We start from the raw sequence: 25,829 nt of genomic DNA, 5'->3' as shown, positions 1-25,829 counted from the left end.
GGCGCCCCGAACGACGCATCGGGCCCGGTGGCCGCCGTAGCGGTCACCGGGCCCGATGCGTGAGGAGCGGTAGCGGACTGACTAGAGCGTGATGGTCCAGCCGGTCAGCGTGCCCTCGTCGTTGCGGTAGTCGTCCCTGATCCGCAACTCCCAGGAGCCGTTGGCGCGGGACGTGACGCCCCGGGCCTCGAACGTCCGACTGCCGAACGACGCGCAGTCGCCTGCGGTGGAGCGGGAGCTCTGGAGGTTGTAGCTACGGCCTTCCGGCGACCACAGCTCGATGCGCAGGTCCTGGGCACAGGCATGCGCAGCTTTGATCTTGACCGAGACGGTCGCGTTGGCGTTGCCCTCGACGCCGTTGACGGAGATCCGGCTGTAGGTCGTCAGGTGGTCGTAGATCTTCGAAGCCGTGACGGTCTCGAAGGTGCGACCGCCGGGCTGCGGGTTCGGGTGCGGGTTGGACGGACCCGGCTCCGGCGCGGAGGTGGCGCTCACCGCGAGCTTGTAGAGCGCGGTGACCTGAGCGTTCGCCGAGTGACCAAGGATCGTGTCATCGATGTTCTTGATCGTGTCACAAGCGGCGTGGTAGCAGGGGTCGCGCGGCGCGTTGGCCTTCTTGCCCCACTTCTGCGCCTGGGCGGCGGTCAGCGTGGCGCTGGCGCCGGCCGCGACACCGCTGGCTGAGATGCCGGCGTTGGTGAACGAGGCATCGTCCGAACGGTTCCGACCCTCGGTGTTCTCCTCGGTCGGGATGCCGGCCTTGTCGTAGTACTCCTTGAACGACTTGCCCAGCTCAGTGTTGATGTTGTTGATGAAGTACCCGCCGTTGACCGACGCGACCATGTCGAAGTTCAGGTAGCCCTTGATCTTCGACTTGTTGGCCCCGAGCTGCTTGATGTAGTAGCGGGAGCCGTTGAGGCCCTGCTCCTCGTCAGCCCACCAGCCAAAGCGGACCCGCTTGGCCATGGCCGGGTTCTTCTCGGCCAGGGCCAGCGCCACCTCGAGGATGGTCGCCGAACCGGAACCGTTGTCGTTGATGCCCGGGCCGGCGGCGACGCCGTCCAGGTGGGCGCCGAACATGATCACCTGGTTGGCGTCGCCGCCCTTCCACTCAGCGATCACGTTGGAGCCACCGGTGCAGTCCGGACTCGGGCAGGCCTGGGTGGTGACGTCGTAACCGGCCGCCTTCATCTTCTCGACCACGTAGTTCACCGAGGCCGTGTAGCCGGCGCGGCCGGAGCGACGGTTGCCGCCGTTCTGGTCCGCGATCTGCTGGAACTTCTGCAGGTGCGCCTTGACCTTCGCGGTGTCGATCTTAGGCACCGTGACCGGACCGGGGGCCGGCGTGGTCGGCGTCGGGCCGGGGGTCTGACCCGGGCCCGCGGCGCCGACGGTCAGCGAGAACTGAACCGTCTTCTCACCGGAGCGGGACTTGCCCGTCACCGTGACCGGGTGGGCGCCGGTCGGGGTGTTGTCCGTGGTGACCAGCGTCATTGTGGACGACTGGTTGCCCTTGACCGTGGTCGGGTTGAACGTGGCGGTGGCGTTCGCCGGCAGGCCGGACACCGACAGGGTCACCTCCTCGGTGACGCTGCCAGCCGCGCTGACCTTGACGTCGATCGATTTGCCGGGCTTCAGCTCGGCCGAGGCCGGGGCCAGTGTCAACGACAGCTCGGCGCCGGCGTCGGGGCCGGCCGCCGGGCAGGCGGTCTCGCCGGCAGCCGCGGGGACCTTGACGCCGTCCCACGCCGCCTTGACGACACTGCACTCACGACCGTTCGGGAAGAGCTCAGCGGCGGTCTTGACCGAGGCGGCGCGCGCCTTGGCGTGGGTCCAGCCGGAGGTCTTCCGGTTCAGCGTGCCCATGAAGATCTTGCCGGCCTTCTCGATGCCGATGCCGGTGACCTTGCTGTTGTTGCAGGTCGGGCTCTTGGGCTGACCATTGGTCGGGTCGGTTCCCTCGGCGAGCAGGTAGAACCAGTGGTTCTGCGGGCCCGCACCGGCGTGCACCTCGGGGGCGCTGCCGGTCCACATGCAGTTCGGGTCGCCGACCTTCGACGGCTCGTACATGACCCGGATCGGGCCCTTGCCGACCAGGTTGGCGATCTCGCCAACCTCGTAGTCAGGTTTGTCGTTCGGGTCGTTGGCGTAGAACTCGGTCAGGGCGCCGAAGATGTCGCCGGTCGACTCGTTGAGGCCGCCGGCCTCGTTGCCGCCGCCGGAGCCGCCTGGGGTGTTCTGGAAGATGCCGTGGCCCTGCTCGTGCGCCACGACGTCGATGTTGGTGAGCTGGCGCTTATTGTCCTGCGAATGGCCAAAGTTGGTGAACGACCCGTTGTAGAAGGCGTTGACCTGCTGGAGGCCGACCCGCATCGGGAACACCTTGCCGGTGCCGGTGACGCCGTCCCGGCCCAACCAGTTTTTGAGCATGTCCCACTGCTTGGTCGCGGCGTACATCGCGTCGACGCAGGCCGACTTCATGTCGGTGCCGCTGCCGTTGCCCCAGTTGTCAGAGGTGTTGGTGAACGCCTGACCGTCCTGGCCGCCGCACTGGGCGCCCGGACGCTGCGGGTCGACCATCCTGAACGAGCCGCCAGAGCCGGTCGTGCCGAAGGTGACGTTCTTGTAGTAGCCGCCGTTGCCGGTGCCGTGGACGATCTCGTTCCAGGACCGGTCCTTGAGGACCTTGCCGGTGTCGGCGTCGACGTGGACGTGCAGGCGGGCAGCGTCGCCGTTGGCCAGAACGCCGTCAACGACAACCTCGTATGCCAGCTTGCCCGCGCCGTCGGCGACGACGACCAGGCGCGGCTTGCCTGCGCCCTCGACCGTCCTCAGCTCGCCGCGTGCGGTGCGGATAGCGGCAACGGCCGAGATCCGGGCCTTAACGGTGGCGACATCGAGGGCGCGGGTCTGGGCGATCCGGGTGTCCAGGACGTCGCCGCGGGAGTTGGTGACGACGACGGAGTCGCCGCCGACGACCGGGAGACCCATGTGGGTCTTCTCGTACGCCACGTACTGGATGTCGTCGCCGCGAACGACCGAGCGCTGCTCCATGACGTCCTGCTCGGACTTAAGGAACAGCTCGGGCTTGGCGGAGATCAGCCGGTCGGCGGCGTTGGCGGCCATGAGTGCGGGCGCGAGGCCCTGCGGGTTGGGGGTGGGGGCGTTGCCGGTCGCGGCGAACACCGTGGGTGCGGTGAGAGCGACGGCGCCGGTCACGGCGATCGCCGCTCCGGCTGCCCACGCAGCTTTGCGTCTCACAGGCGCTCCTTCAATGGGGGTGGGAACCACCGGACGATCGGTTGCGGAAACCGCTACCTGCCGGTGGGCGACAGTGGGCTCCCGGACTGACGGAAATAGGCGCTTTCTGTCGGCCCGCGGAGTTGGGGGTACTGCCGCTCGGCCGCCTCTGGGAACCGAACGCCGTGCTGGAGCGTCGATGCTGCGAGTAAGCCAAGTAGGTGAGGAGTAAAGGCGATGCATCTACGGGGCGTCAAGCCTTGTCGATAGCGACCGCGACCGATTTCCTAGCCGCGCCTCAAGGGCCCTACGGCGCGTGTCAGAGCAACGACTGTGTGCACCGTCACACCAGTAAATCCGTGTTGATTGGGAAGGCTTTTGCGATAAATCCGAAATAAAAGACAAGCGACTTTCTGCGCCTGGAAGCAATGAGGGCGAGTCGCCCGATCCTGACTCGCACGCCCGATCACACCCAGCAGGACATCGGTCGCCCAAGGCCGTGCGCAGCCAGTCTGACCTGGCCTTTCCGGGCCCAATCGAGCAAAAGGATGTAATTGCCGGCAGAACGCGCTAAGTTCCGCCCGGAACCCCGTTACGAAAAGCGAAAGGAACCACCATGGCCACCCTGCGACTGGGCGACGAAGCTCCGGACTTCACCGCCCCCACCACCGACGGCACGATCAGCTTTCACGAGTGGAAGGGCGACAGCTGGGCGGTGCTGTTCTCCCACCCGAAGGACTTCACTCCGGTGTGCACCACCGAGCTGGGCCGGGTCGCCGCGCTCAAGCCCGAGTTCGACAAGCGCAACGTCAAAGTGATCGGTGTCTCGGTCGATCCGCTGGAAGACCACCGCGCCTGGGTCGGCGACATCGCCGACGTCACCGGTCACGCGCTCAACTTCCCGCTCATCGCCGATCCGGACCGCCAGGTCGCCGATCTCTACGACATGATCCACCCGAACGCCAACGACACCCTGACCGTGCGCTCGGTCTTCGTCGTCGGTCCGGACAACAAGGTCAAACTCACCCTGACCTACCCGGCATCCACCGGACGCAACTTCGACGAGATCCTCCGGATCATCGACTCGCTGCAGCTCACCGCCCAGTACTCGGTGGCTACCCCGGCGGACTGGAAAGACGGCGAGGACGTCATCGTCGCCGTCGCCCTCTCGGACGACGAAGCGCGGCAGCGGTTCCCCAAGGGCTTCGAGACCCGCAAGCCGTACCTGCGCGTGACGCCCCAGCCCAACAGATAAGGGCCATCGGAATGGCCACTTCCAGCCGCGGGAAGTGGCCATTCCGACTGACCTGACCGCTCGCTGCGAACCGATGTCGATCCGCCAGCAGGGCCGCTGGTGTTGGAGTGCCGGAACCGCTAACGGCGCATTCCGTCCTCGATCGCCCAGCAGAGGAAGTCGTAGGTTTGCTGGCCGCGGTCGGACATGTTGGCGTAAGTGGTGTGCTCCTGTGGGTGTTCGCGGATGCGCAGGGCGTCGAGGGCAAGCTGGCGCCAGGAGCCATCCAATTCCGCCGCGATATAGCGACCAGCGCCGCTCTTGGAGGTCATCTCGTCCTTGGCCAGCAGGTGATGCAGGCGCGCGACACCGAGCACGATCCATGCGACGGCCGCCTCATGCTCGCCGACCGCCGTCACACCGCCTTCCTCAATCTGCGGGATGAGTGACCGCCAGTAGGTGTCGAGGTTGTTGCGCGTGAACTCGCGAAGTTCGGCCCAGTCGAGGTGGACTGGCGGCAGCTCGCCGCGGACCACGACGGCGCGTTCGGAAAGTTCGTGCCACGTCACGGGATTGATATCGACCCCGCCGTCCGGGTCGAACTCGCCTCGAAAGAACGCCGGCCGCGGGCCGAGGGTCAAGGCGGAGACGGCCAGGTCCCCCGGCGAACAGTGGAAGCCATCGAAGGTGACATCGGGCTGCTGGATCTTGGTCGCGTAGTGGGCATCGGCCAAGACAGCATGGTCGGGCGCCGTGGCCCACACGCCGACGAAGTCCACATCGCTGTCGGCGAAGAACTCGCCCCAGCAGAGCGAACCGTGCAGGAACCAGTCCGACGAGCGCTCCGGGTTGCCGAGCATCGATCTCGACAAGGAAAGCGCGGGCGATATCCACACCCCGGCACGCTAACCACGACCGTCGAGAGGACCATGTCCTAGCACTCGGACAACGGCGATTGACGATGCCCACGGGGCCGGGTTCAACGCCTGGGTGGAGCGGATCGAGGTGCACCGGGATGGAGTTTCGCTGTCCTGCCTTTGCGCTGGGTCAGGCAGGTCGGTCGTCTTGCTTCACGGCCTCGCCGGAAGCGCGCGAGAGTTGCTGCCTACGGCTGAGTTCTTGCTACGGCGGGGCTACCGCGTCGTGGCGGTGGACCAGCGTGGACATGGGTTCTCCACGCGTCGCCCCTCTGATGTCTCGCGTCGGGCTTACGTCGATGATGTTGTAGCCGTCGTGGAGCAGCTTGCCGGTGGGGGGCCGGTGTTTCTGGTCGGCCAGTCGATGGGTGGGCACACGGCGATGCTGGCAGCGGCATGGTATCCGGAGCTGGTGCGGGGGCTGGTGTTATTGGAGGCCGGGGTTGGCGGTGAGGGCGACGAGCATTCCCCGGCGGAATTGGGAGATTGGTTCGCTTCCTGGCCGGTTCCGTTTCCCGATCTGTCAGCCGCGTTTGAGTTCCTCGGGTCGTCCCCGATTGCGCTGTCGTGGGCCCAGGATCTTGAGGAACACTCCGATGGACTGTGGCCCCGATTCGAGCCTGAGATCATGCAAGGCGCGATCGCCGCAGTAGCGGAAGAGGCGCGATGGGATGAGTGGCAGAGGGTGAAGGCGCCCACTGCGCTGGTTTGCGGTCAAAATGGCAGTCTGGCGGCAGCCGAGGTTCAACGGATGCTGGCGTCGCGCCACGATGTTCAGCACATCGTTATTCCTGAGTCCGGCCATGACGCGCACCTGGAACAGCCTCACGCATGGGTGCGCGTGCTGGAGAAGTGTCTCAATCGCTGACTCGTCACGCGGGGCTCTCAACTCGGGACGACCGGACGGCGGCCGTTGGCGGCGTCGGCCTCGGCTGACGGGATTTGCTGTGCCAGGTCACGCCCGGCGCGGGAATCGAAAAGGGATCGTCAGCGCCCGAGACGACCAGAGTCAGGGGCGGTGATTCCAGACAGCGGTGGAAGACTCACCGCGCGGCAGGCAGCGAACTGCCTTCGAGGTGGGCAGTTGGGATGGTAGCGGTTCGTTGCTGTGCTTCCCTGCTGTACGGGGTTGAGAAAGGGCCGTCCCTGAGACGGGAAACGGCCCTTCTTCTGGGGTGGAGCTGAGGAGATTCGAACTCCTGACCCCCTCGATGCGAACGAGGTGCGCTACCAGACTGCGCCACAGCCCCTTGCGGCATCCAGGCTAACAGGTAAAGGAACGCGCACGCGAACCAGTCCCCAGCGTCGGCGCGGCGCCTTGCCGCGCCGACCTTCACGCCGGGCGGGACCCGGGACGGCCCGCCTCGTAGGCCCGGCCGCGCACACCGTTGAGCCGCCGATAGGAGACCGAGCCCCCGCCGGCCGCCGCCGGCAACTCCGCGGCGTCGGCGTCCAGGGCGTTGCGTCGCAGCGCCTCCCGCTCAGCGGCCAGCCGCCGCTGCATCTGCCGGCGCGCCGCCGCGCGGGCCGCCTGGCGCTGCCTCACCTCGGCCTGCCGGGCGGCCAACCACGCCTGTTCGCGGACCCTGGCCCGTCTGGCCCGACGGGCGCGCAACGCCCGGCTGCGCAGGTGACCGAGGTAGATCAACAGCAGCGTGCCGGTCACCACAACGCCGACCCAGAACCCCGGTCCGATGAGCGCCACCCCAGCCAGCTCGACCAGGTTGAGAAGGATCAAGGCGGCCAGGACCCGCCGCCGCCGGTACACGGCGGGAGCGCGGCCAGCGCGGTCGGACCGGCGCCACCAGGGCCGGGCCGCCCCGTTCGGGGGATCAACCGCCGTCGGCGTAACCCCCCCGTGGCGCGGCGGGTTGATCGGACGGCGGCCGGGCACGGTTCGCGGACGGCGGGTGCGGTCCAGCACTCGCGCCGTCGACGACGTCCGCTCCGCGACCAGGCGCTCGGTGGCGTCGTACCGGCGAACCAACGCCGGCGCGAGCGCGAGCAACCCGGCCGCGGCCAGGACGGCGAGGAGCACCGAGGTCGGCACCCCCACCCCTCTCTACCGATCCGACGTCCGCAGCAACGTCGAGGTGGTCGTGTATGGCGCGTCGGGCACGCCAGGCGATGGGGACGGCCAATGAGATGGCCAACCGCATCATCATCAACCCTTGAGGCTACGTGCGGTGCCGTTTTCCGACGGCACGCCACGCGGACTGATCACTGGTCGGCGACGCCTCCGGCCGACTTCTGTCGACGTTGAGCGACGACGGCGTGCCAGCGAGCGAGCAGGCCGCCGTCCGGTTCCACATCCTCGACGGTGAGGGCGTATCCGATATGGTCCCGCCAGTCGCCGTCGATGTTGAGATACCGGGGGTGGAACGCCTCCTCACGGAACCGGAGCTTCTCGACCACCCGCCGGCTGGCGACGTTCTCGGGCCTGATGTTGACCTCGATCCGGTGCAGCCGACCCGGCCCGAAGGCGTGGTCGACGGCCAGCGCGAGAGCGGTCGGGGTGATGCCGCCGCCTGCCGCCCGGTGGTCGACCCAGTAGCCGACCGTCGCCGAGCAGAACGCGCGTCGCACGATGTTGCTGATGATGAGCTGGCCGACCAGGCGTTCGGCACCGTCGTCGGCGAGGACGACGGCGAACGGAAGGCTCCGGCCCGTGGCCGCTGAGCGGTTGTGCGAGCGGCGCAGGCGGTGGAAAGCCCGGGTGGAGTTGTAGGTGGACCACCGGCCCGGCGGGGTGGGTTCCCACGGCGCCAGCCATTGCTCGCTGTCTCGGCGGACGCCTGCCCAGGCGTCGGCGTCAGCGCGCCGGTAGGGCCGCAGCAGGACATCGCCGTCGCGCAGGAGAGCCGGCCAGCCCGGCGCCCGGGGTGGACCGAACATCAGCGACGGCGGTGCAGCAGCAGCACGTCCACGGTCGAGCCGGCCGCCGCCGCCGTCACCCGCTCCCCCAGGACCAGCAGGCCGTTCGCCTCGGCCAGACCCGCCAACGTGTACGGGCCACCCGACAGCGGCTGGACGGTGTAGCCGCCGCCGCGCCGCTCCGCGACCTGGGCCGGCCGGAACTCGCGCAATCCCGACGGCGACGAGACCGTCTCCAACAGGTGCCCGCGCACGCTCGGCCGGAACACCGGCTCCGCGCCCGCCAACAGCTGGATGGCCGGGCGGACGAGCACCTCGAAGCCGACCATCGCCATTCCGGGGTCCCCGGGCAGGCAGACCACCGGCACCTCCTCGGCGCCGACGGTGCCGAAGCCCAGGACCGCGCCCGGGTAGACGGCGACCTCGGTGAAGTTGACGGCGCCGCGTCCGCCGTCGCGCCGGGAGAGGATGCGGCGCACCATGTCCCCCGGCCCGTTGCCGGTGCCGCCGGTGGTGACGATGAGGTCCGAACGCAGCACCTGGTCTTCGAGCAGGCCACGCAGCGCCTCGGGGTCGTCGTCGCAGATCCCGACCCGGTATGCCAGCGCCCCGGCCTCCACCGCGGCGGAGGTGAGGGCGTGTGAGCTGACGTCCACGACCTGCCCAGGCTGGCTCACCCGACCGACGTCGACGAGTTCGTCGCCGGTGGCGATGATGACCACGCGCGGGCTTGGGCGGACCACGACATGGCCGATGCCGGTGGCCGCGAGCACCGCGACAAGCGCCGGGGAGACGTCGCCGCCAGCCCGGGCGAGCAGCGAGCCGGCGGGGAACTCGTCGCCGGCTCGGCGCAGGCCGTAGCCCCGCTTGGGGCTCTGGTAGATCTCGACGGACGCCATGCCGCGGTCGGTCCAGTCACTGGGGACGACGACGTCGGCGCCGACCGGAAGCGCCGCGCCCGCGGCGATGGAGAAGCAGGCGCCGGGGTGCAGCCGGACCGGCCGCCAGCTGGCGGCGCCGATGTCGCCGACGACGTTGAGCCGGGTCCGTGCCCCGCAGGACAGGTCCTCCCAGCGGACGGCGTAGCCGTCGATGGCGGCGTGGTCGAACGCCGGGTAGTCGTGCGGGGCGTAGACGTCCTCGGCGAGCACGTTGCCGTACGCCTGGGTGAGATCGAGGTCGAGCGGAGGCAACGCGCCGAGTCTGCGCAGCACGCTGCCCAGGTAGTCGGCCAGGGGCGTCAGTTCGCCCGGCGTCGCCTCGGGCTCGGCCGTGTAGGTCATCCGGTGGCTTTCCCGGCGGACGCTGCGCCCGCGCCGGCGACGAACTCGGCGAGCCACTGCCGGAATTCCGGTCCCAGGTCCGCGCGTTGGGACGCCAACTGCACCACCGCCTGTAGGTAGCCGAGCGGCAGGCCGGTGTCGTAGCGCATGCCGCGGTAGACGATGCCGTGCACCGGCGCGCCTTCGGCCAGCATCAACGCCATCGCGTCGGTCAGTTGAATCTCACCACCGCTGCCCGGTTTCGTCCGACGAATCGCGTCGAAAATCCCGGTAGGGAGGACATACCGGCCCACCACGGCCAGGTTGCTCGGCGCCTCGGCCGGGGGTGGCTTCTCCACCAGGCCGGTGACCCGGACGACCTCGTGGTCGGGATCGGCCAGCTCGGCGGCGGCGGCAGCGACGGAGCCGATGCCGTATCGGCTCGTCTCGTCCGGCGCCACCTCGATGAACGCGAGGACGATGCCGCCGGCGCGGGCCTGGAGGTCGAGCATCGCCGGCAGCAGTGGATCGTTCTCGGCGACGAACTCGTCGCCGAGGAGCACCGCGAACGGGTCCTGCCCGACGTGCGACTCGGCGTAGGAGACGGCGTGGCCCAACCCGAGCGGCTCGCCCTGACGACAGGTGTAGATCTCAGCGAGGTCACTGATCCGCCGGACGGCCTCCAGCCGCGTGGTGTCGCCCTTCTCGGCGAGCCGCTGCTCCAGGTAGGGCTGCCGGTCGAAATGCTCCACCATGGAGGTTTTGCCGCGCCCGGTGATGAGCAGAACGTCGCCGATGCCGGCAGCCGCGGCCTCCTCGACGATGTACTGGAGAACCGGGCGGTCCACGACGGGCAGCAGCTCCTTGGGCACCGCCTTGGTCGCGGGAAGGAACCGGGTGGCCATGCCCGCGGCGGGGATGACGGCCTTGACGGCACGCCGTCCCAGCTGTGCCCGGCCGCCGGCCTGACCTGCGTCGGACTCGCTGGCGGGGGGGCTCGTCTGACGCATGCTGCGGCTCGTGCTGGGGCTGTTCGCGCTGGGCTGGTTCTGCTCCGACATGCCCCGAGGTTAACGGCCACCGGCCTGTCGCGGCGGGCGTGGCCCGCTCGACGCGCCGACCACCGGGCGCTCGACGGCGATCCGGTACGTGTCCCGACCGTTGGCCTTCGCGTCGTAGAGGGCCCGGTCGGCGGCCCCCAACGCCTCGGCGGCGCCCCCGGCGTGTCTGGGGAAGACGGCCACGCCGATCGAGGTGGTGACCGGGATGCGGACCGGCGCGGAGGCGTCGGCGGTGTGCACCGTCATGGGCGCCTGGCGGACCAGCGCCCCCAGCCTCCGGGCCACCACTTCCCCGCCGTCGGTGTCGGTCTCCGGCAGCAGCACCACGAACTCCTCGCCGCCCCGGCGGAACACCGAGTCGACCTCCCGCAGTCCCAGCCGCAGCCGTCGGGCGAACTCGGTGAGCACCTCGTCGCCGGCGCCGTGCCCGTAGGTGTCATTGATCTTCTTGAACCGGTCGATGTCCAGGGCGAGGAAGGTCAGCGTCCGGTCGAACCGGATCGCCCGTTCGATCTCCCGCCGAGCCGACTCCTGGAGGTAGCGGTAGTTCCACAGGCCGGTGAGCGGGTCGGTGAGGGACAGCCGCTGGGCCTCCTCGTGGGCGTGCACGTTGTCCACTGCGACGGCCGCCTGCCCGGCGAATGTGCGCAGGGTGCTCATGTCAGCGTCGTCGAACTCGGCCGCGCCGAGCCGGTCGTAGAGGGCGAGCACCCCGCCGACTGCCAGCCGCGACTCCGGGGGGTCGTCGGCCACCCGCATGGAGAACGGGACCGCCATGTAACTGCGGCAGCGTGGCTCGTCGGGCGCGAGCAGGATCGGGTCGTCGCCGTCGGCTCCGCGCCGGGAGGCCCCGGTCGCGGCCACCGCGCCGAGGACACCGGCGCCGACGGGGATCCGCAGCTCGGTCACGTCGGCGTCGGCCGGACGGCCCGGCAGCCTGCCGGCGAGTCCCTCGGCGCAGCGTCCGACGAGCATCCCGTCCTCGCCAACCAGAAGCACCACTCCGGCCTGGGCGCTGGTCGCGGCCATCGCGGCCTCCAGGATGACGCGCAGGATCCGGTCTAGGTCGTGGGTGCTGGCGAGGGTGTCGCCGAGGATCTCCAGATGGCCACGGAGCTGGTCACGGCTGGCGGTGAGCGCCTCGACGTATGCCTCGGTCTGGCGGGTCATCCGGTTGAACGTCGCCGCGAGGCGGCCGACCTCGTCGTGGCCGCGTACCGGCACCCGGGCCGCCAGGTCGCCGTCGGCGAACCGGTCGGCGGCGGCGGCGAGGGCGGCGAGCGGGCCGGTGGTGTCGCGGGCCAGCCAGGAGGCGACGATGAGCGAGCCGGCGCCGGTGACCAGCACCAGCGTGACCAACGCCGGGTACAGCAGCGACGTCTCCTCCTGCGGCACGGACAGCAGCAGCCGCAGCGGCTGTCCGTCCGCGGGCCCGAGGTGGCTGACGTAGCGGAGGCCGGCGGGGCCGTCCACCTCGTGGGCGCCGCCCCCACCGGCGCCGCGCTGGGCGGCCGCCAGGACGCCCGGACGGTACCTAGGGCTCTCCGTGCTGTGCCCGGTGGTGAGGCGCCCAGCGGGGTCGGCCCGGATCTGCGTGACGGCGGCGCCGCTGGCCGCGGCGAGCCGGACGATGAAGTCCCGGTCGACGACCTGGGCGACGACGATCGCGCCAAGGGAGATCCCGCGCTGGTCCCGCAGCTCCACCCGGGCCGACAACGCGGTGTAGCTGGCGGGCGCCTCGATCTCGGCCGCGCAGGGCGCCCAGGGCGGGGCTGGCGCGTGCCGGGTGGTGAGGACGGTGACGCCGACGGCGTCGACGATGCGGACGGCGCTGGTCAGTCCGGCGTCGACCAGCTCCTCGGCGGCGGCCATCCGGGCTGCCGGGTCGGCGACGACGGCCACGGCGCCGGCGGCGGCGTGCAGTTGCCGGCACATGGCGCCGACCGACGTCACGGTGGCTGCCCTGGCCCGGTCGAGCCGCTCGGCAACCCGCTGGTTCGCCACGGCGCCGACGGTCAGCCCGACGAACACCACCCCGAGCAGGACCGGCCCGAGCAGCACCAGCAGTAACGCGGTGGTCAACCGGCCGCGCAGGCTCACCTGATTCCCTTCGCCACACGCCGTCACCGGCGGTGAGCGGCTGGCAGCCGAGGCATGGGCGCTACGCTGCCCGCCGACGCCATCACCGCTTGTCGGTGACGATGCTTGCACAACCAGGGCAGTATGGGCGAATTGGGTTGGAGTGTCCCTTGTCTGATCTTTCTGCGGTCCTCGCCGCGAAAGTCGCCCTCCGGGCCGACCTCCTGGCCCGACGCCGCGCCCTCGACCCGGCCGCCCGCGCCACCGCGGCGCTGGCGGTGGCACAGGCGGTCGCCGCGCTCATCCAGACCCGGCGGCCCACGACGGTCGCCGCCTACGTGCCGGTCGGCAACGAGCCCGGCGGCCCGGATCTGCCCCAAGCCCTGCTCACCGCCTGCATGGATGGCACCGCCACCCTGCTGCTGCCGGTGCTCCGCGACGACCTCGACCTCGACTGGGCCCGCTGGTCCGGCGAGCCGCTCGCCCGCGCCAGCCGCGGCCTACGCCAACCGACTGGTCCGCTGCTCGGCCGCCACGCCATCGGCCACGCCGACCTCATCATCACACCGGCGCTCGCCGCCGACCGCGTCGGGCATCGCCTCGGCCGTGGCGGCGGCTCGTACGACCGGGCCCTGATCCGGGCCCGGCCCGGCGTGCCGATCGTCGCGCTGCTGCACGACGGCGAGCTGCTCGACCGGGCCCCGGCTGAGGCCCACGACCGGCGGGTCACCGCCGCCGTCACCCCGGCGACCGGCCTGGTCCGGTTGGACGGCGCCCTGGGGGATGACGCATCATTGGCACTCGGATAGAACGAGTGCCAGCCAGAAGAGAACGAGCGCCAGGCAGCTGGCTCGCCCACGGAGGAAAAGTGCCCACCTACCAGTACGCCTGCACCGCCTGCGGACACGAGCTGGAGGCCGTCCAGTCGTTCAGCGATGGCCAGCTGACCGAATGCCCCCAATGCGCCGGTCGGCTCCGTAAAGTCTTCTCGGCGGTGGGCGTGGTGTTCAAGGGATCCGGCTTCTACCGCACGGACAGCCGCGGTAAAGCTGCGAGCGCGGAACCGGCCCCCAGCGGCAAGAACGATGCCGCCAAAGGGGCGACGGCCGCGGACGGCGGCAGCTCCAAGTCCGCCCCAGGCGCGTCCGGCGGCTCAGCCGGGTCGACCAGCTCCGCCAGCGGGACGTCGTCGGGCTCGGGGAGCGGATCGTCTGGATCAGGCAGCTCGGCCAAGCCCGCCGGCGCGGCCACAGCCTGACGGTCAGCTCCGGCGAACCCGTCAGTCCCAGTGCGGGGGACGCTCGGCCAGCAGCCAGTCGTCGCGGTCGCCGGTTGGGCGGGCGTGGCCCACGGCCTCGCCCCAGCCGTGGTCAGTGTCGTCAGCAGTCTGGTCCGGCAGTAGCGGGCCCTCGTCGGAGAGGTCCACGGTGCGGTCGTCGTCGCTGCGCGGCGGCGCCGTCGGCAGGTGTTCGGCGTCATTTCCCACGGGCCGGAGCCTACCGCCGGCAGTTGAACGCCCGGAAGCGCCGGCCGCGGTACCGTCAGCGGCGATGAGCACCGATCCCGACTCGCCCTGGGGCCGACCCGACCCGACCGGCGGAACGGCGACTGGGCGCCCGGCCGACCCGGCGCCCACACCGGCCCCGCCCGAGTCTCCGACCGCCGGCTACCCGGGACCGCCGCCGATGATGCCCGCGCCCGCCCACTGGCGCCCGCCATGGGTGACGCCGCCGCCGCCCCCGCGGCAGCTGCCCGCGCAGAACCACCCGGCCCTGGACGAACAGGAGCAGCGCGCGTCCCGTCTCACGATGCTCATGGCCGTGGCGGCCGCGGTCATCACCCTGGCCCTGTTCTGCGTCTGGGGCGCCACGCTCGTCGGCTGACCTCCGGTCACGAGCCCCAGACGGCGTCCGAACCTGAGTGGCCGGCGCGGACGACGAAGATGAGGACGGCCACCGCGGTCAACACCACGACGACGGTCAGGGCCAGCGCCTGCCACCGGAGCGCCGGTCGGTCCTGCGCCCGGGCGGCGGCGCGGTGCGTCAGCCACAGGCCCAGCGACGCCAGGCCGAGCAGCCCGGTGAGGTTCCTGGTGATCTCGCCGGCCTCCGCGTGCGGTCCGATCAACGTCTCGATCCCCGGCATCGAGGCGACCAGGCGTTCCCCGGTGAACGTCGCCGCGAGGGTGGCCAGCGGCGCGGCGACCGCGAGACCCGCCACCGCCCACCACATCGCCGGACGCACCCGCGGGACCAGCGCGTATACCAGCGCGGCGAGGGCCAGCATCGGCGTCAGCACGACAGCCGCGTGCACCACCAGCGGGTGGGTCGGAATGCCCATGATCTCATCCATGATCTGCCCTTCGTGCTCAGCGGCGGCCGGCTCAGCCGGACCCGGGCCCGGTCAGCGCCCGCTCGACGGCGGCCCAGGGCTCCTGACCCGGCGTGGCCGACCCCTCCGGGCAGTGCCGACGGTAGTCACACCAACCGCACAACGAGCCCGGACTAGGAGGAAATACCTGGTCCGGGTCATCGCCGCCAGCCACCGACCGCTCGGCGGCGACGATGTCGGCGGCGGTCTGCTCCGCCCGCCGCACCTGCCGTTCCAACGACTCGACGGTGTGCTCGTGCGCGGCGATCGTCGCCGTCGGCAGGTGGTGCAGCTCCACCCGGCGGCAGGGCTTGCGGAAGGTCCGGCTGGCGGCGACGGCGTAGAGGGCGAGGGCCTGCGACCCGCGGGCGTCGTCGGCGTCCAGGCCGGTCCGGCCGGTCTTGTAGTCGACGACGACGACCTCGGGCCGGCCGTCCGGTCCCACCCGTTCGTCGATCCGGTCGGCCCGGCCCTGTACCGAGAGGGTCGCGGTGGTGGTGGCCACGGTGCGCTCGACGCCGACCGGCTCGGCGGCGGGATCCAGCCGCGCGACGTACGACTCCAGCCAGTCCAGGGCGGTGCGGAACGCCAGGCGCTGTTGAGCGGCGTCCCGGTAGCCGTCGGTGATCCAGCCGGCCTTGAGCAGCGTCGCGGCGGCCTCGGGAATCCGGCGGCCAGGCGGCAGGTCAAACCAGGACCGGAGGGCGTTGTGAACGCTGGCGCCGAGCGAGTTGTGCGCCCACGGCGGCCCCTTGACCGGGCGCGGGCGGTCGACGTAGCTGAAGCGGTACCGGCGTGGGCAGTCGGTGTAGGCGCTCAGCTTGCTGGGGGTGCAGACGAACAGGCGCCGCGGCTCGCCGAAGATGCCGAGCTGCTCGTCCTGACGTGGACGCGGCGGCGTCGTCGGCGGGGAGGCGGACCGTGGGGTGGCGGACCGTGGGGAGACCGGAGCGGGGAGGGAGGAATCAGGCACCGCAGCATCCTCACACCACGGTGTGACACCGCTGGCGCCGGCACGCCGACCCCGGCGCCGCTTCAGGCGGGGTACGCCAGGGTCTCGGCGGCCTTGACCCCCACCCACACCCGAAGCCCCGGGACGAGCCGCAGCTGCGCCACCGCCGCCGGGGTGAGGTCGGCGGCGACGGACACCGGCCCGGTCAGCTCCGCCCGCAGCTGGTCGCCGTGGCCGCGAACCTCGACCACAGTCGCCGGCCAGCAGTTCCGCGGGCTGCCGGAGGGACGCTCGGCGTACAACGCCACCGCGGACGGGGAGATCGCCACGAACGCGTCCCCGTGGACCGGAGCGGCGACAGTGAGGGCCAGACCCTCGGCGACCCGCACCGTGACGCCCTCAGCCCGGCCCCGGTAGAGGTTGAGGCCGACCAGGCGGGCCACGTACTCGGTGCGCGGACGGGCGGTGACCGTGGCGGCGTCACCGGACTGGACGAGCCGGCCGTTCTCGACGATGAGCAGCCGGGAGGCCAGGGTGAGGGCGTCCAGCGGGTCGTGGGTCACCAGCAGCGTGGCCCCGGGATGTTCGGCCAGCCCGCGACGCAGCTCGGCCCGGGTCCGGGCCCGCACGTCGACGTCCAGCGCCGCCATCGGCTCGTCGAGCAGCAACAGGCGCGGCGCCGGGGCGAGCGCCCGGGCCAGCGCCACCCGCTGGGCCTGGCCGCCGGACAACCGCGCCGGCCGGCTGGCCGACAACGTCGCCAAACCCATCCGGTCCAGCCAGCCGGCGGCCTCGACCCGAGCGTCCCGGGCCGATCCGCCCGCGGCCCGGAGCCCGAAGGCGACATTGTCCAGGGTGGTCAGATGCGGAAACAGCAGATAGTCCTGGAACACGACCCCGACCCGCCGACGTTCCGGCGGGACCCACCGGCCGGCGGCGGGCTCGTCGACGGCGCGACCGTCCAGGATGATCCGTCCGTCGGTCAGCGGGCACAGGCCGGCGAGCGCCCGCAACGCCGTGGTCTTGCCGGCGCCGTTCGGCCCGAGCAGGGCGACGACCTCGCCTGCGGCGAGGGTGAACGCGAGGTCCAGCCGGAACCCTGGTCGGTCGACCCGCAGCTGGGCGTCGAGAACGGTCGTCATGCGCGACCCAGCCAGCGTCCACGTAGGGCGACGAGGATCACCAGCGAGACGATGAGCAGGACCAGGCTGAGCGTCAGGGCGGCGTCCAGGTCCTGCTCCATCGCCAGGTAGACGGCCAACGGCATCGTCAGAGTCCGACCGGGGAAGCTTCCGGCGAAGGTGATCGTCGCGCCGAACTCACCGAGCGCCCTGGCCCAGGCCAGCGCCGCTCCGGCCGCCACTCCGGGGGCGATCAGCGGCAGGGTGACGCGACGGAACGCCGTCCAGCGGTTGGCGCCGAGCGTGGCGGCGGCCTCCTCGAACCGGGGGTCGGCGGCGCGGAGCGCGCCCTCGACGGCGAGCACGAGGAACGGCAGGGCGACGAACGTCTCGGCCAGCACCACCGCCGTCGGGGTGAACGCGATGGTGATCCCGGCGAGTGACTCCAGCCACTGCCCGACCACGCCCCGGCGCCCGAACACCAGCAGCAACGCGACGCCGCCCACCACCGGGGGCAGGACCAGCGGGACGGTGACAAGCGCCCGCACCAGCCGACGGCCGGGAAACTCCACCCTGGCCAGGGTCCAGGCCAGCGGCACCCCGAGCAGGAGGCACAGCGCGGTGGCGACGGTCGCGGTCTGCAACGACAGCCACAGCGGGACCAGCGTTTCGGCGGCGACGAGCCGCCGCGGCAGCGTGGACCACGGCGCCTGGGCCAGCAGGGCGACCAACGGACCCACCAGGAACGCCACGCCCAGCGCCGCCGGCGCCAGCAGCGCCAGGGGCGCGCCGCCGACCCGCCGGCCGGTCACGGGAGCCCGAACCCGGCTGCCCGCAGTCGCTGTCGGCCCGACTCGGACAGGACGAAGTCGACGAACACCCGGGCCCCTGCGGCATGCGGGGCCCCACGGAGCACGGCGATCGGATAGTCCGTCACGGCGTCGGACGCCTCGGCGAACTCCACGGCGTCGACCCGGTCCGCGGCCGCGGCGGCGTCCGTGCGGTAGACCAGCGCCGCGTCCGCCTCGCCGAACGCCACTTTCGACAGCGCTGCCTTGACGTCCTGTTCCAGGGTCACTGGCCGTACGATGACCCGGCCCGCAGCGAGCGCCCGCACGGCGAGCGCCCCGCACGGAACCTGCTCGGCGCAGAGGGCGACCCGCGTCCCGGGGCGCCCGAGGTCCGCCAGCCGGGTCACCCGCGCCGGGTTGCCCTCCGGCACGGCGATGACGAGCTGGTTGCGCGCGAACGTCACCCCACGGCTCTCCGGCGTCGTCTCATCGAGGATCGGCGCCAACGACGCGGCGCTGGCCAGGGCGATGACGTCCGCCGGGGCGCCGTTGCGCGCCTGGGCCGCCAGGACGGAGCTGCCGGCGTAGGCGAAGCGGACCGCGTAGCTCTGGTTCTCCGCGGCGAAGTCGGCGCCGATCTGGTCGAACACCTCGGTGAGGGACGAGGCCGCCAGCACCATGACCTCCTCGGGTCCCCCGCCGGCAGCGCACGCGGGAACCGCGAGAACAGCGGCAAGCGGGGCGGCCAGCCACCGGCGGGGTCGAGGCCGTCCGGTCATCGACCGGCCTGGTACTCGGTGACGAAGGCGGCGATGGCGTCGGCCATGAGCTGCACCGCGATCGCCGCCAGCAGCAGGCCGGCGATCCGGGTCAGCACCTCGATGCCGCCCGGTCGGAGCACTCTGACGAGCAGGTTCGAGTACCGCAGCACCAGCCAGACCGCGATCATCGCCGCGACGATCGCCGCGCCGATCGCCATGTAGTCGGCGCCGCCGTCGGCACGCTGCACGAACAGCATTGTCGCCACGATGGCGCCGGGGCCGGCCAGCAACGGGGTCCCCAACGGCACCAGCGCCACGTTCGACGTCGCCTGCTGACCGGACTCGTCCGCTTTTCCGGTGAGCAGCTCCAACGCCACGAGGATGAGCAGCAGCCCACCGGCGGCCTGGAGCGCGGGCAGGTCGACATGCAGGTAGTCGAGGATGGTCTGTCCGCCGACGGCGAAGATGACGATGACGCCGAACGCCAGAGCGACCGCCTGCCAGGCCGCGCGAAGACGCTCGCGCACCGGCAACGAACGGGTGAGAGCCACGAAGATCGGCACCATGCCGGGAGGATCGATGATCACCAGAAGGGTGACGAACGCCTCACCGAACAGTTTGAGGTCCACCGGTTGCTGCTCCCTACCGCCGTTGAGCCACGGGACGTGGCCGGCGGCTCAGATGCCGTCGTCCTCTTCCCCATCGTCGTTGCTGCTGCTGAGCCGCGCCTCGACGGCGTTCGGCTCGTACATTTCCTCGACGACGCGAAGGTACAGCTCGTTGGGGTTCGGCAGGTGTTTGACCTCACGCAACGCCTGGTCCTGACCCGCCGACTCAAGGACGAAGGTGCCGTAGTTCAGCATCCGACCCAGCGGCGACTGCCCGAACTTCATGTCGGTGACCCGGGCCAGCGGCATCATCGCGACCTTGCGGGTGACGATCCCATTGATCACCATGACCCGCTTGTTCGTGAGGATGAAGCGGTCACAGAACCAGTCGACGACCTCCCAACCGACCCAGCCCATGACGGCCAGCCAGGCGATGAACAGGATGGCGGTGATGTTCTCGTTCCCGTCGCCGGCGAGGAGGCCGGAGAGGAACCCCAGGGCGAGGGTGGCGCCGGCTGCGATGGAGATCGGCTTGATGAGGTGGATCGGGTGCCGCTTCCACTCGCCGCGGTAGCGCTCCGTCGGGAAGAGGTACCGCCCGACCAGGGAGCTCGGCTCGTCGTCCAACGGCAGCACCCGACGGGGCGCGACGGTGGGCCCGGCGGCCAGGCCGGCCAGCTCCTCACGCGAGAACTCCGGCTTGACGTACGTGCGACCACCGATCGGGACGCCCTGTCGTTCCCGCTCCGACCGGGCCGACTCGCGGCCGGTGGCGCCGAGGCCGAAGAGCCAGCTGTCGTCGCCGTCGCCGCCGGACTGTCCCGGGCCGGGCTCGCGACGCTCGCCGTCGTCGTTGGGCTGCTGCCCGCCGTCGCGGGCGGACGGCTCGCCACCGGGACGGGGACGGCTCGCGCCGTCAGCCGTCCCGTCGGGAGGGGTGGTCATCGCTGTCGCTAGGCGACGAGGTTGGTGAAGAATTCACCGAGACCCTGGGCGATGTCTCCGATAGCCGCGCCGATCGACTTGAAGACTTCGGCGGCCGACTCGGGACGGAACGCCACGAAGAACAAGAGGAAGGCGAGCCCACCCCAGGTGAGGACCTTCTTGACCATCCGGGTCCATCCCTCTCCATCAGGCGCCGGGAACCCTTCCACGGCTGCCACTGAGCGTACCAAGAGTATGGCCGTATGTGGCCCGATCGACGCAATGAGTAGCCCGTCCCGCCGATGCCCAGGTGGCCCCGGCGCGTAGTTCAGGCCCTTCCGTGAAGGTACGGCGACGGCGCCCCATAGACCAACTCCGATGGCGTGTGCTCCACGAGATCATGTAACACGACGTCGTCAGCCAGCAGGTACCCGGCCTGGGCCGGCCAGGCGACCGCGTACAGCCACACGCCCCGGGCCTCTCCGGCGAAGGCGCTGCGGTCCTTGGGCGAATTCACCGACCACAACGGTGTCGGATGCCCGCCCGCCTTCACCTTGGCGTGCGGCGCCTCGGTCATCACGTCGGCGAGGAAGGGCCCTGGATCGGGCCCCGGGATCCCGGCGAAGCGGGTTCCCAGCCCCAGGCCAGGCTCCTCGGCGACAAGCAGGATGTCGCCAGGGCCGTCGCCCAACGGGCCCGGCCCGCTACAGGCGACCGCCGTGCCGAGAACGCCGCCGCGCTCGTCGCCGACCCAGGCCACCCCGGTAACCGTCCACCCGGTGGGCAGTGGCCACAGCGACCACAGCGGCATCCGTGAGCCGCCGCGGGCGATCCGCTGGCTCACCGACTCGGTGATGCTTTGGTTGATGTGCTCGGCGATGTGCAGGGGCGCCACCGAACCGCAGTCCGAGCACCGCCAATCGCTGTGCATGAGGTCCGGCTCCCGAACCGGGCCACCGCACCGCGGACAACTCACTGCCACCGCCACCACCTCACGGTGCGGCGTCGGGGTGGCCACGTCAAGCGGAACCAGCTTATTCGGCCCCCGGCGGAGCAGCGTGGGCGCGAATCCACGCATGCATGGCGATGCCGCCGGCCACACCGGCGTTGATCGAACGGGTCGAGCCGTACTGGGCGATCGAGAACACCTCGTCGCACCCCTGTCGGGCCGCCTCGGACAGGCCGGGCCCTTCCTGGCCGAACAGCAGCAGGCACCGCCGCGGCAGCGTCACCCGCTCCAGCGGGTTGGCCCCCGGCAGGTTGTCGATCCCGACGACGGCCAACCCCGCCGCAGCGGCCCAGGCGGTCAGATCGGCAATCTCGGGGTGGTGTCGGACGTGCTGGTACCGGTCGGTGACCATGGCGCCGCGCCGGTTCCAACGGCGCCGGCCCACGATGTGCACCTCGGCGGCCAGGAACGCGTTGGCGGCGCGCACGATGGTGCCGATGTTCATGTCGTGCTGCCAGTTCTCGATCCCGACGTGGAACTCGTGCCGCCGGGCGTCCAGGTCGGCCACGATCGCCTCAAGGCGCCAGTAGCGGTAGCGGTCCACGACGTTGCGCCGGTCGCCCGCGGCGAGGAGGTCCGGATCGTAGCGGGAATCCACGGGCCACGGGCCGGGCCAGGGGCCGACGCCGACGCGACGCTCCGTCCCGGTCCGGTCGTCGGGGTGGTCGCGGCGGGCCGGGTCGTCGACGCGGTGCTGGGTCACGGGCGATGACGGTACCGACAGCCACCCGGTCACCGACATGCGACATCGCACCGATCGGACGGCCGCCGAGGCCGGGATTCACCCGGCGCCAGAAGTGGGAATCACCCGTCAAATGTTCGACGGACGCAATGAGCGGCGGGGCCCTCCCCGGCACCCGCCGCCCACGCTCTGATGCAGATGAGTCTGCCCCAGCCGCAGGCCGGGGCCAATAGACAGATCAATGGATTGACATACGGTTATCAAACCGTGAGCATTCTTCAACCGAGCCGCTTCAATCGATAACGGTGAGTTACTCACGGGTTAACCTGATGGACCTGCCGAACGCCGCTCGGGGTCGGTCAGCCGGTCGACGGACCCTGCGGAGGCGGCGGCAACGCGCAGGCTGCCGTGCCACCGGGCATGAGATGCCGCCGGTTCGCCACCCACCGGTACACCGGCCAGGCGACCGGCAGCACCATCCGTCGCTCCAACAGCCAGCCCAGCGCCCGGAACGCCCAGCCCGCGGGTCCGGTGGCGCCCCGCAACGCCCGCGCCACCGCCACCGGACCCGCGGCGACGCGTCCATCCCGGCCGACCCAACGCACCGCCTCGACGCACTCGTCCGCGGTCAGGCCCAGCCGCTCCAGGTCCGCGCGCTGCCACGGGGTGAAATCCGCCACCGGGCGCACCCAGCGCGACGCCCGGTCGGTGAGCCACTGACAGAAGCCGCAGTCGCCGTCGTACACGAGCACGTCACGGGCGGAAGTGGGGTCCATACGACCATCCTGCGCCTCGGGTAGCCCGAAGGACAGTTGAGGCTGATCACACCGAGGGAATGCCCACAACCTGGGTACCGTTCTGCTGGACACGGCGCGTCACCGGACGGCCCGCCGCCTGGGAACGGAGACAATCATGGCCACCGTGGAGTTGACCGCAGGCAACTTTGACGAGATCACTGGTCGGGGCGGCATCGTCCTGGTCGACTTCTGGGCTGGCTGGTGTGGGCCGTGCCTGCGCTTCGCCCCGATCTACGAGAAGGCAGCGGAGGCGCACGGGGACATCGTCTTCGGCAAGGTCGACACCGAGGCGGAGCAGGCGCTGGCGGGCAAGTTCAACATCCGGTCGATTCCGACGATCATGGCTGTCCGGGACGGGGTCGTCGTCTTCTCCCAGGCCGGGGCGCTGCCCGAGTCAGCCCTCGAATCCCTCATCGCCCAGGTCCGTGAGCTGGACATGGAGGATGTGCGCAGCCGCATCGCCGCCAAGAGCTGACCCGCAGCGGCCCGGCTCAGCGCCTGAGCACAAACAGGGGCGTACGGGTGTCAGGGCGAGCCAACCGGCCATTCCGTTCGGGGTCACTGCCGACGTACCGTCATGGCGTGCCTACGGCAAGCTCACACCACCAACAGAACCGGCACGCGGCCTCCCCGCTGCGTGACCCGGTGACGATGCTGCGCCACTGGGCGCTGCTCTGGGCGGCTGGCAGCGCGCTGGCGGTCGCGGCGGTCGCGCTGCGGCTGCTCGTCGAGCTGTGGCTGCGCCCGCTCACCTGGGACCTGCCCGGATGGCTCGGAGTGTCCGGCCTGGTCGGGGCGACGCTCTTGGCGGCGTCGATCCCGGTAGGGCTGATGGCCGGCAGGCTGCGCGGCGAGCCCCCGCCGTCGACGTTCGCGTTGGCGCCCGGTCCGTGGCCGGGCGGCTGGAGCGCCGGCCCGGGCTTCATCGTCCTCCCGACACCATGGGTGGCGGTCCTGGCGCTCGGGTACCTGTCCGTCGGCGTCGGCGTGCTCCCGTTCACGCCAGACGGCGACGGGCTCACCACCGGCCCCGGAACCTGGCTCGGGCTGCTCGCCCTGATGGCCCCCCTCGCCGGCCTCGTGGCATGGATGACGACGCGCGGGCCGCAGGTCGCCCTGACCCCGGACGGCGTGGTGCTGCGGCCGGCGCTGGCAGCCAGGGAACGGGTCATCGCCTGGGATGACATCGACCTGTCCTGGGCCAGCGGACTGCGCACGCGCCGGCTCCCGCTGGCAGCCGACAGCCGGGCCGGCGTCGTCCCGCTCAGTTGGTTGTGGGTCGATCCGACCTTCCTGGCGGTGGCGCTACGGCACTACGCCACCCACCCAGCCGAACGGGACAGCATCGGCTCGGACGCCGGTCTCCGCCGACTGCACGCCGCCCTGGCGCGGCCGATCGTCGACGCCATCCCCAGGCAACGGGCCGCGGACAGCGAGGAAACCACACCGGCCTGACGGCCGGCGGGCGCCGCGGCCGGCTAGCGGAACGACGCCTCGGCGACGCTGTTGCCGCCGTCCACCACCAGCATCTGACCGGTGATGTAGGAGGCCGCGGGCGTGCAGAGGAACCCGATCGCCGCGGCGACCTCCTCCGGAGTGCCCGGGCGCCCCATCGGAGTGCCGAACCCCTGCTTCAGCTCGACCAGCGTCGACGACGAAGTGTGGATGATGCCCGGCGCGACCGCGTTCACGGTGATGCCGTCCGGGACCAGCTCCATCGCCAGCGCGCGGGTCAGGCCGACCACCCCGGCCTTGGCCGCGGCGTAGCCCGCCTCAGCCGGCAGCGCGTTGATCGGGCCGGCCGTGGCCGCGAGATTCACGATCCGGCCCCACCCCAGCTCGGCCATGCCGGGAATGAAGGCCCGGCTGACCAGGAACGCCGTGCTGAGGTTACGGTCGATCTCGGCACGCCACTCGTCGTAGGTGAGCTGAGCCACCGGCCGCAGCACCTCAGGGCTGGCCTTGCTGGCCAGGCCAGCGTTGTTGACGACGACCTCGACCGGGCCGAGCTGGTCGGCCACCGCGTCGGCCAGGGCCCCCACCTCTGCCTCGTCGGTGAGGTCGGCGACGAAACCCGTGACGCCCAGCTCGCCAGCGCGGTCGTGGATCCGCCGCGTCGTCGACACGATCGCCACGCTCGCCCCGAGCGCACGGAGCCGGTGGGCGGTGGCGTACCCGATGCCCTCAGCGCTGCCGGCCCCGGTGACCAGGGCGACCCGACCGTCCAACCGATCGGGTGAGCGGCCCCCGGGCGCGTCGTCCGAGGCAGGGCTGGAGACGACGGAAGGGGTCACGGGGGTCCGGTCAGTAGCCATGCCGAGAATCCTGCCCGGTCGACAGGACAGCGGCAACGCCAACAGCGAATCCCGGTCGGGTAGCTGACACCGGCCCCGTGGACGACGTGTCATCAGCCACCCGTTGACTAGGCTTGCCGACATTCCTCCCGATCGGAGACCTACGCGATGAGCCAGCCCGACAAGCCCACGGGGTGGGACCAGCCGGAGCCCGGGGCGTTGCCTGGCCCGCCAGCGTCGCCGCCATGGCCGCCGACGGCCGCCTACCCGGACGCCTCCATGCCGGCCCCGGGCGACTCCGCCTCGGCCGGTCCGGCCGTGCCAGACCCGTACGCCCAACAAGGTCCGTACGCCGACCCGAGCCACCCGCCGCAGGGCCCGTACGGCCAGCCGTCGCCGTACGCTCAGCCGTCCGCTCCATACGGCCAGCCGTCGCCGTACGGCCCGCCCGGCTACCCCGGTGGGGCCGCCCCGTACGGGTACCTGCCGCAATATCCACCACGCCCGAACAACAGCATGGCCATCGCGGCGCTCATCGTCTCGGCGACCGGCGTGATAGCGCTGAGCTGCTCCGGCGTCGGCGGGCTCCTCGGCGCCGTCGGAGCGATTCTCGGCCACGTCTCCAGTCGACAGATCCAGGAACGCGGCGAGGACGGCGCCGGCGTGGCCAAGGCGGCCATCATCGTGGGCTGGATCGCCGCCGCGCTCGGCGTCCTGGCGACGCTCGCGATCATCGGCCTCCTCGTCGTGTCGAGCACGAGCAGTGGCGGCTCGACGTACAGCGGCGACTACGACGCGATGTTCGCGGTGTTCGGAGCTGACGGCTGAGCCAGGGGCGGCCTGATACCGTCCC

Annotated in this window: 28 protein-coding genes and 1 tRNA gene; 8 read left to right on the top strand and 21 right to left on the bottom strand. The window is 71.2% G+C overall.

Annotated features, from left to right (window positions below; translation table 11 throughout):
• Positions 1–81: 81 nt before the first annotated feature.
• Entirely contained in the window at positions 82–3,261 is a 3,180-nt protein-coding gene (locus ABD287_RS09470) for a M20/M25/M40 family metallo-hydrolase (RefSeq protein ID WP_344171310.1), read from the bottom strand.
• Positions 3,262–3,856: 595 nt separating this feature from the next.
• Between ABD287_RS09470 and ABD287_RS09465 the strand changes: the two genes are divergently transcribed.
• Entirely contained in the window at positions 3,857–4,495 is a 639-nt protein-coding gene (locus ABD287_RS09465) for a peroxiredoxin (RefSeq protein ID WP_344171308.1), read from the top strand.
• Positions 4,496–4,614: 119 nt separating this feature from the next.
• Here ABD287_RS09465 and ABD287_RS09460 read toward each other — a convergent pair whose 3' ends face one another.
• On the bottom strand, positions 4,615–5,370 hold the full coding sequence (locus ABD287_RS09460; protein ID WP_344171306.1) for a death domain-containing protein: 756 nt from the start codon (positions 5,368–5,370) through the stop codon (positions 4,615–4,617).
• Positions 5,371–5,464: 94 nt separating this feature from the next.
• Here ABD287_RS09460 and ABD287_RS09455 point away from each other — a divergent pair, with 94 nt between their 5' ends.
• Positions 5,465–6,259, top strand: a complete 795-nt coding sequence (locus ABD287_RS09455; protein ID WP_344171304.1) for an alpha/beta fold hydrolase — start codon at positions 5,465–5,467, stop codon at positions 6,257–6,259.
• 308 nt (positions 6,260–6,567) lie between these two features.
• Here the strand turns inward: ABD287_RS09455 and ABD287_RS09450 are convergent.
• The 6 genes from ABD287_RS09450 to ABD287_RS09425 form a co-directional block, all read right to left on the bottom strand.
• A tRNA-Ala gene (locus tag ABD287_RS09450) sits at positions 6,568–6,641 on the bottom strand.
• An 83-nt stretch (positions 6,642–6,724) separates the two neighbouring features.
• Positions 6,725–7,441, bottom strand: coding sequence for a divisome protein SepX/GlpR (gene sepX, locus ABD287_RS09445; RefSeq protein WP_425565565.1), 717 nt, complete (start codon positions 7,439–7,441; stop codon positions 6,725–6,727).
• Between the two features lie 170 nt (positions 7,442–7,611).
• On the bottom strand, positions 7,612–8,286 hold the full coding sequence (locus tag ABD287_RS09440) for a GNAT family N-acetyltransferase (RefSeq protein ID WP_344171300.1): 675 nt from the start codon (positions 8,284–8,286) through the stop codon (positions 7,612–7,614).
• A complete protein-coding gene (locus ABD287_RS09435; RefSeq protein WP_344171298.1) occupies positions 8,286–9,548 on the bottom strand; it encodes a molybdopterin molybdotransferase MoeA in 1,263 nt (420 codons plus the stop codon). Before ABD287_RS09435 ends, ABD287_RS09440 begins: the two co-directional genes overlap by 1 nt.
• The gene (locus tag ABD287_RS09430; protein ID WP_425565570.1) at positions 9,545–10,432 is read right to left on the bottom strand and encodes a UTP--glucose-1-phosphate uridylyltransferase; all 888 of its coding nucleotides are present in this window, start codon (positions 10,430–10,432) and stop codon (positions 9,545–9,547) included. The genes ABD287_RS09435 and ABD287_RS09430 overlap by 4 nt, the downstream gene beginning before the upstream one ends.
• A 165-nt stretch (positions 10,433–10,597) precedes the next feature.
• Positions 10,598–12,688 carry a GGDEF domain-containing protein gene (locus tag ABD287_RS09425; RefSeq protein WP_344171294.1) on the bottom strand — a complete coding sequence of 697 codons (2,091 nt, stop codon included), beginning with the start codon at positions 12,686–12,688 and terminating at the stop codon, positions 10,598–10,600.
• 149 nt (positions 12,689–12,837) lie between these two features.
• Here ABD287_RS09425 and ABD287_RS09420 point away from each other — a divergent pair, with 149 nt between their 5' ends.
• Together ABD287_RS09420 and ABD287_RS09415 are read left to right on the top strand one after the other, a co-directional pair.
• Positions 12,838–13,476, top strand: coding sequence for a 5-formyltetrahydrofolate cyclo-ligase (locus ABD287_RS09420; RefSeq protein ID WP_344171292.1), 639 nt, complete (start codon positions 12,838–12,840; stop codon positions 13,474–13,476).
• Between the two features lie 59 nt (positions 13,477–13,535).
• A complete protein-coding gene (locus tag ABD287_RS09415) occupies positions 13,536–13,925 on the top strand; it encodes an FmdB family zinc ribbon protein (RefSeq protein WP_344171290.1) in 390 nt (129 codons plus the stop codon).
• A 21-nt stretch (positions 13,926–13,946) separates the two neighbouring features.
• Here the strand turns inward: ABD287_RS09415 and ABD287_RS09410 are convergent, their stop codons facing one another.
• Entirely contained in the window at positions 13,947–14,153 is a 207-nt protein-coding gene (locus tag ABD287_RS09410) for a hypothetical protein (protein ID WP_425565564.1), read from the bottom strand.
• Positions 14,154–14,217: 64 nt separating this feature from the next.
• Here ABD287_RS09410 and ABD287_RS09405 point away from each other — a divergent pair, with 64 nt between their 5' ends.
• A complete protein-coding gene (locus ABD287_RS09405) occupies positions 14,218–14,550 on the top strand; it encodes a hypothetical protein (RefSeq protein WP_344171288.1) in 333 nt (110 codons plus the stop codon).
• A gap of 7 nt (positions 14,551–14,557) precedes the next feature.
• On the opposite strand, the gene ABD287_RS09400 is transcribed toward ABD287_RS09405, so the two are convergent.
• From ABD287_RS09400 to ABD287_RS09350, 11 genes are all read right to left on the bottom strand, one after another.
• A complete protein-coding gene (locus tag ABD287_RS09400; RefSeq protein ID WP_344171286.1) occupies positions 14,558–15,019 on the bottom strand; it encodes a DUF2231 domain-containing protein in 462 nt (153 codons plus the stop codon).
• A 31-nt stretch (positions 15,020–15,050) separates the two neighbouring features.
• On the bottom strand, positions 15,051–15,902 hold the full coding sequence (locus tag ABD287_RS09395; RefSeq protein ID WP_344171375.1) for a RecB family exonuclease: 852 nt from the start codon (positions 15,900–15,902) through the stop codon (positions 15,051–15,053).
• 170 nt (positions 15,903–16,072) lie between these two features.
• Complete coding sequence (locus tag ABD287_RS09390) at positions 16,073–17,131, bottom strand: sulfate/molybdate ABC transporter ATP-binding protein (protein ID WP_344171284.1); 1,059 nt, start codon at positions 17,129–17,131, stop codon at positions 16,073–16,075.
• Positions 17,128–17,922, bottom strand: coding sequence for an ABC transporter permease (locus ABD287_RS09385; RefSeq protein ID WP_344171282.1), 795 nt, complete (start codon positions 17,920–17,922; stop codon positions 17,128–17,130). Before ABD287_RS09385 ends, ABD287_RS09390 begins: the two co-directional genes overlap by 4 nt.
• Complete coding sequence (gene modA, locus ABD287_RS09380; RefSeq protein WP_344171280.1) at positions 17,919–18,680, bottom strand: molybdate ABC transporter substrate-binding protein; 762 nt, start codon at positions 18,678–18,680, stop codon at positions 17,919–17,921. Before modA ends, ABD287_RS09385 begins: the two co-directional genes overlap by 4 nt.
• Positions 18,677–19,291, bottom strand: coding sequence for a MarC family protein (locus tag ABD287_RS09375; protein WP_344171278.1), 615 nt, complete (start codon positions 19,289–19,291; stop codon positions 18,677–18,679). Before ABD287_RS09375 ends, modA begins: the two co-directional genes overlap by 4 nt.
• A gap of 48 nt (positions 19,292–19,339) precedes the next feature.
• Positions 19,340–20,215: a PH domain-containing protein gene (locus ABD287_RS09370; protein ID WP_344171276.1), complete on the bottom strand. Its 876-nt coding sequence runs from the start codon at positions 20,213–20,215 to the stop codon at positions 19,340–19,342.
• An 8-nt stretch (positions 20,216–20,223) separates the two neighbouring features.
• Entirely contained in the window at positions 20,224–20,382 is a 159-nt protein-coding gene (locus ABD287_RS09365; RefSeq protein WP_344171274.1) for an HMG-box domain-containing protein, read from the bottom strand.
• A 140-nt stretch (positions 20,383–20,522) separates the two neighbouring features.
• Complete coding sequence (locus ABD287_RS09360) at positions 20,523–21,212, bottom strand: DUF6758 family protein (RefSeq protein ID WP_344171272.1); 690 nt, start codon at positions 21,210–21,212, stop codon at positions 20,523–20,525.
• Positions 21,213–21,228: 16 nt separating this feature from the next.
• Entirely contained in the window at positions 21,229–21,801 is a 573-nt protein-coding gene (locus tag ABD287_RS09355; RefSeq protein ID WP_344171373.1) for a TrmH family RNA methyltransferase, read from the bottom strand.
• Positions 21,802–22,244: 443 nt separating this feature from the next.
• Positions 22,245–22,661, bottom strand: coding sequence for a thiol-disulfide oxidoreductase DCC family protein (locus ABD287_RS09350; RefSeq protein WP_344171270.1), 417 nt, complete (start codon positions 22,659–22,661; stop codon positions 22,245–22,247).
• Between the two features lie 136 nt (positions 22,662–22,797).
• Here ABD287_RS09350 and trxA point away from each other — a divergent pair, with 136 nt between their 5' ends.
• Positions 22,798–23,157, top strand: coding sequence for a thioredoxin (gene trxA / locus ABD287_RS09345; RefSeq protein ID WP_344171268.1), 360 nt, complete (start codon positions 22,798–22,800; stop codon positions 23,155–23,157).
• Between the two features lie 107 nt (positions 23,158–23,264).
• Complete coding sequence (locus ABD287_RS09340; RefSeq protein WP_344171266.1) at positions 23,265–24,137, top strand: hypothetical protein; 873 nt, start codon at positions 23,265–23,267, stop codon at positions 24,135–24,137.
• Between the two features lie 23 nt (positions 24,138–24,160).
• Here the strand turns inward: ABD287_RS09340 and ABD287_RS09335 are convergent, their stop codons facing one another.
• The gene (locus tag ABD287_RS09335; RefSeq protein ID WP_344171264.1) at positions 24,161–24,997 is read right to left on the bottom strand and encodes an SDR family NAD(P)-dependent oxidoreductase; all 837 of its coding nucleotides are present in this window, start codon (positions 24,995–24,997) and stop codon (positions 24,161–24,163) included.
• Positions 24,998–25,144: 147 nt separating this feature from the next.
• On the opposite strand from ABD287_RS09335, the gene ABD287_RS09330 reads away from it, so the two are divergent.
• The gene (locus ABD287_RS09330) at positions 25,145–25,804 is read left to right on the top strand and encodes a DUF4190 domain-containing protein (protein WP_344171262.1); all 660 of its coding nucleotides are present in this window, start codon (positions 25,145–25,147) and stop codon (positions 25,802–25,804) included.
• Positions 25,805–25,829 lie beyond the last annotated feature (25 nt).

Origin of the sequence: Pilimelia columellifera subsp. columellifera (assembly GCF_039532605.1) — a bacterium.
GTDB classification, from domain to species: domain Bacteria; phylum Actinomycetota; class Actinomycetes; order Mycobacteriales; family Micromonosporaceae; genus Pilimelia; species Pilimelia columellifera.
This window is presented reverse-complemented; position numbering and strand designations above follow the sequence as displayed.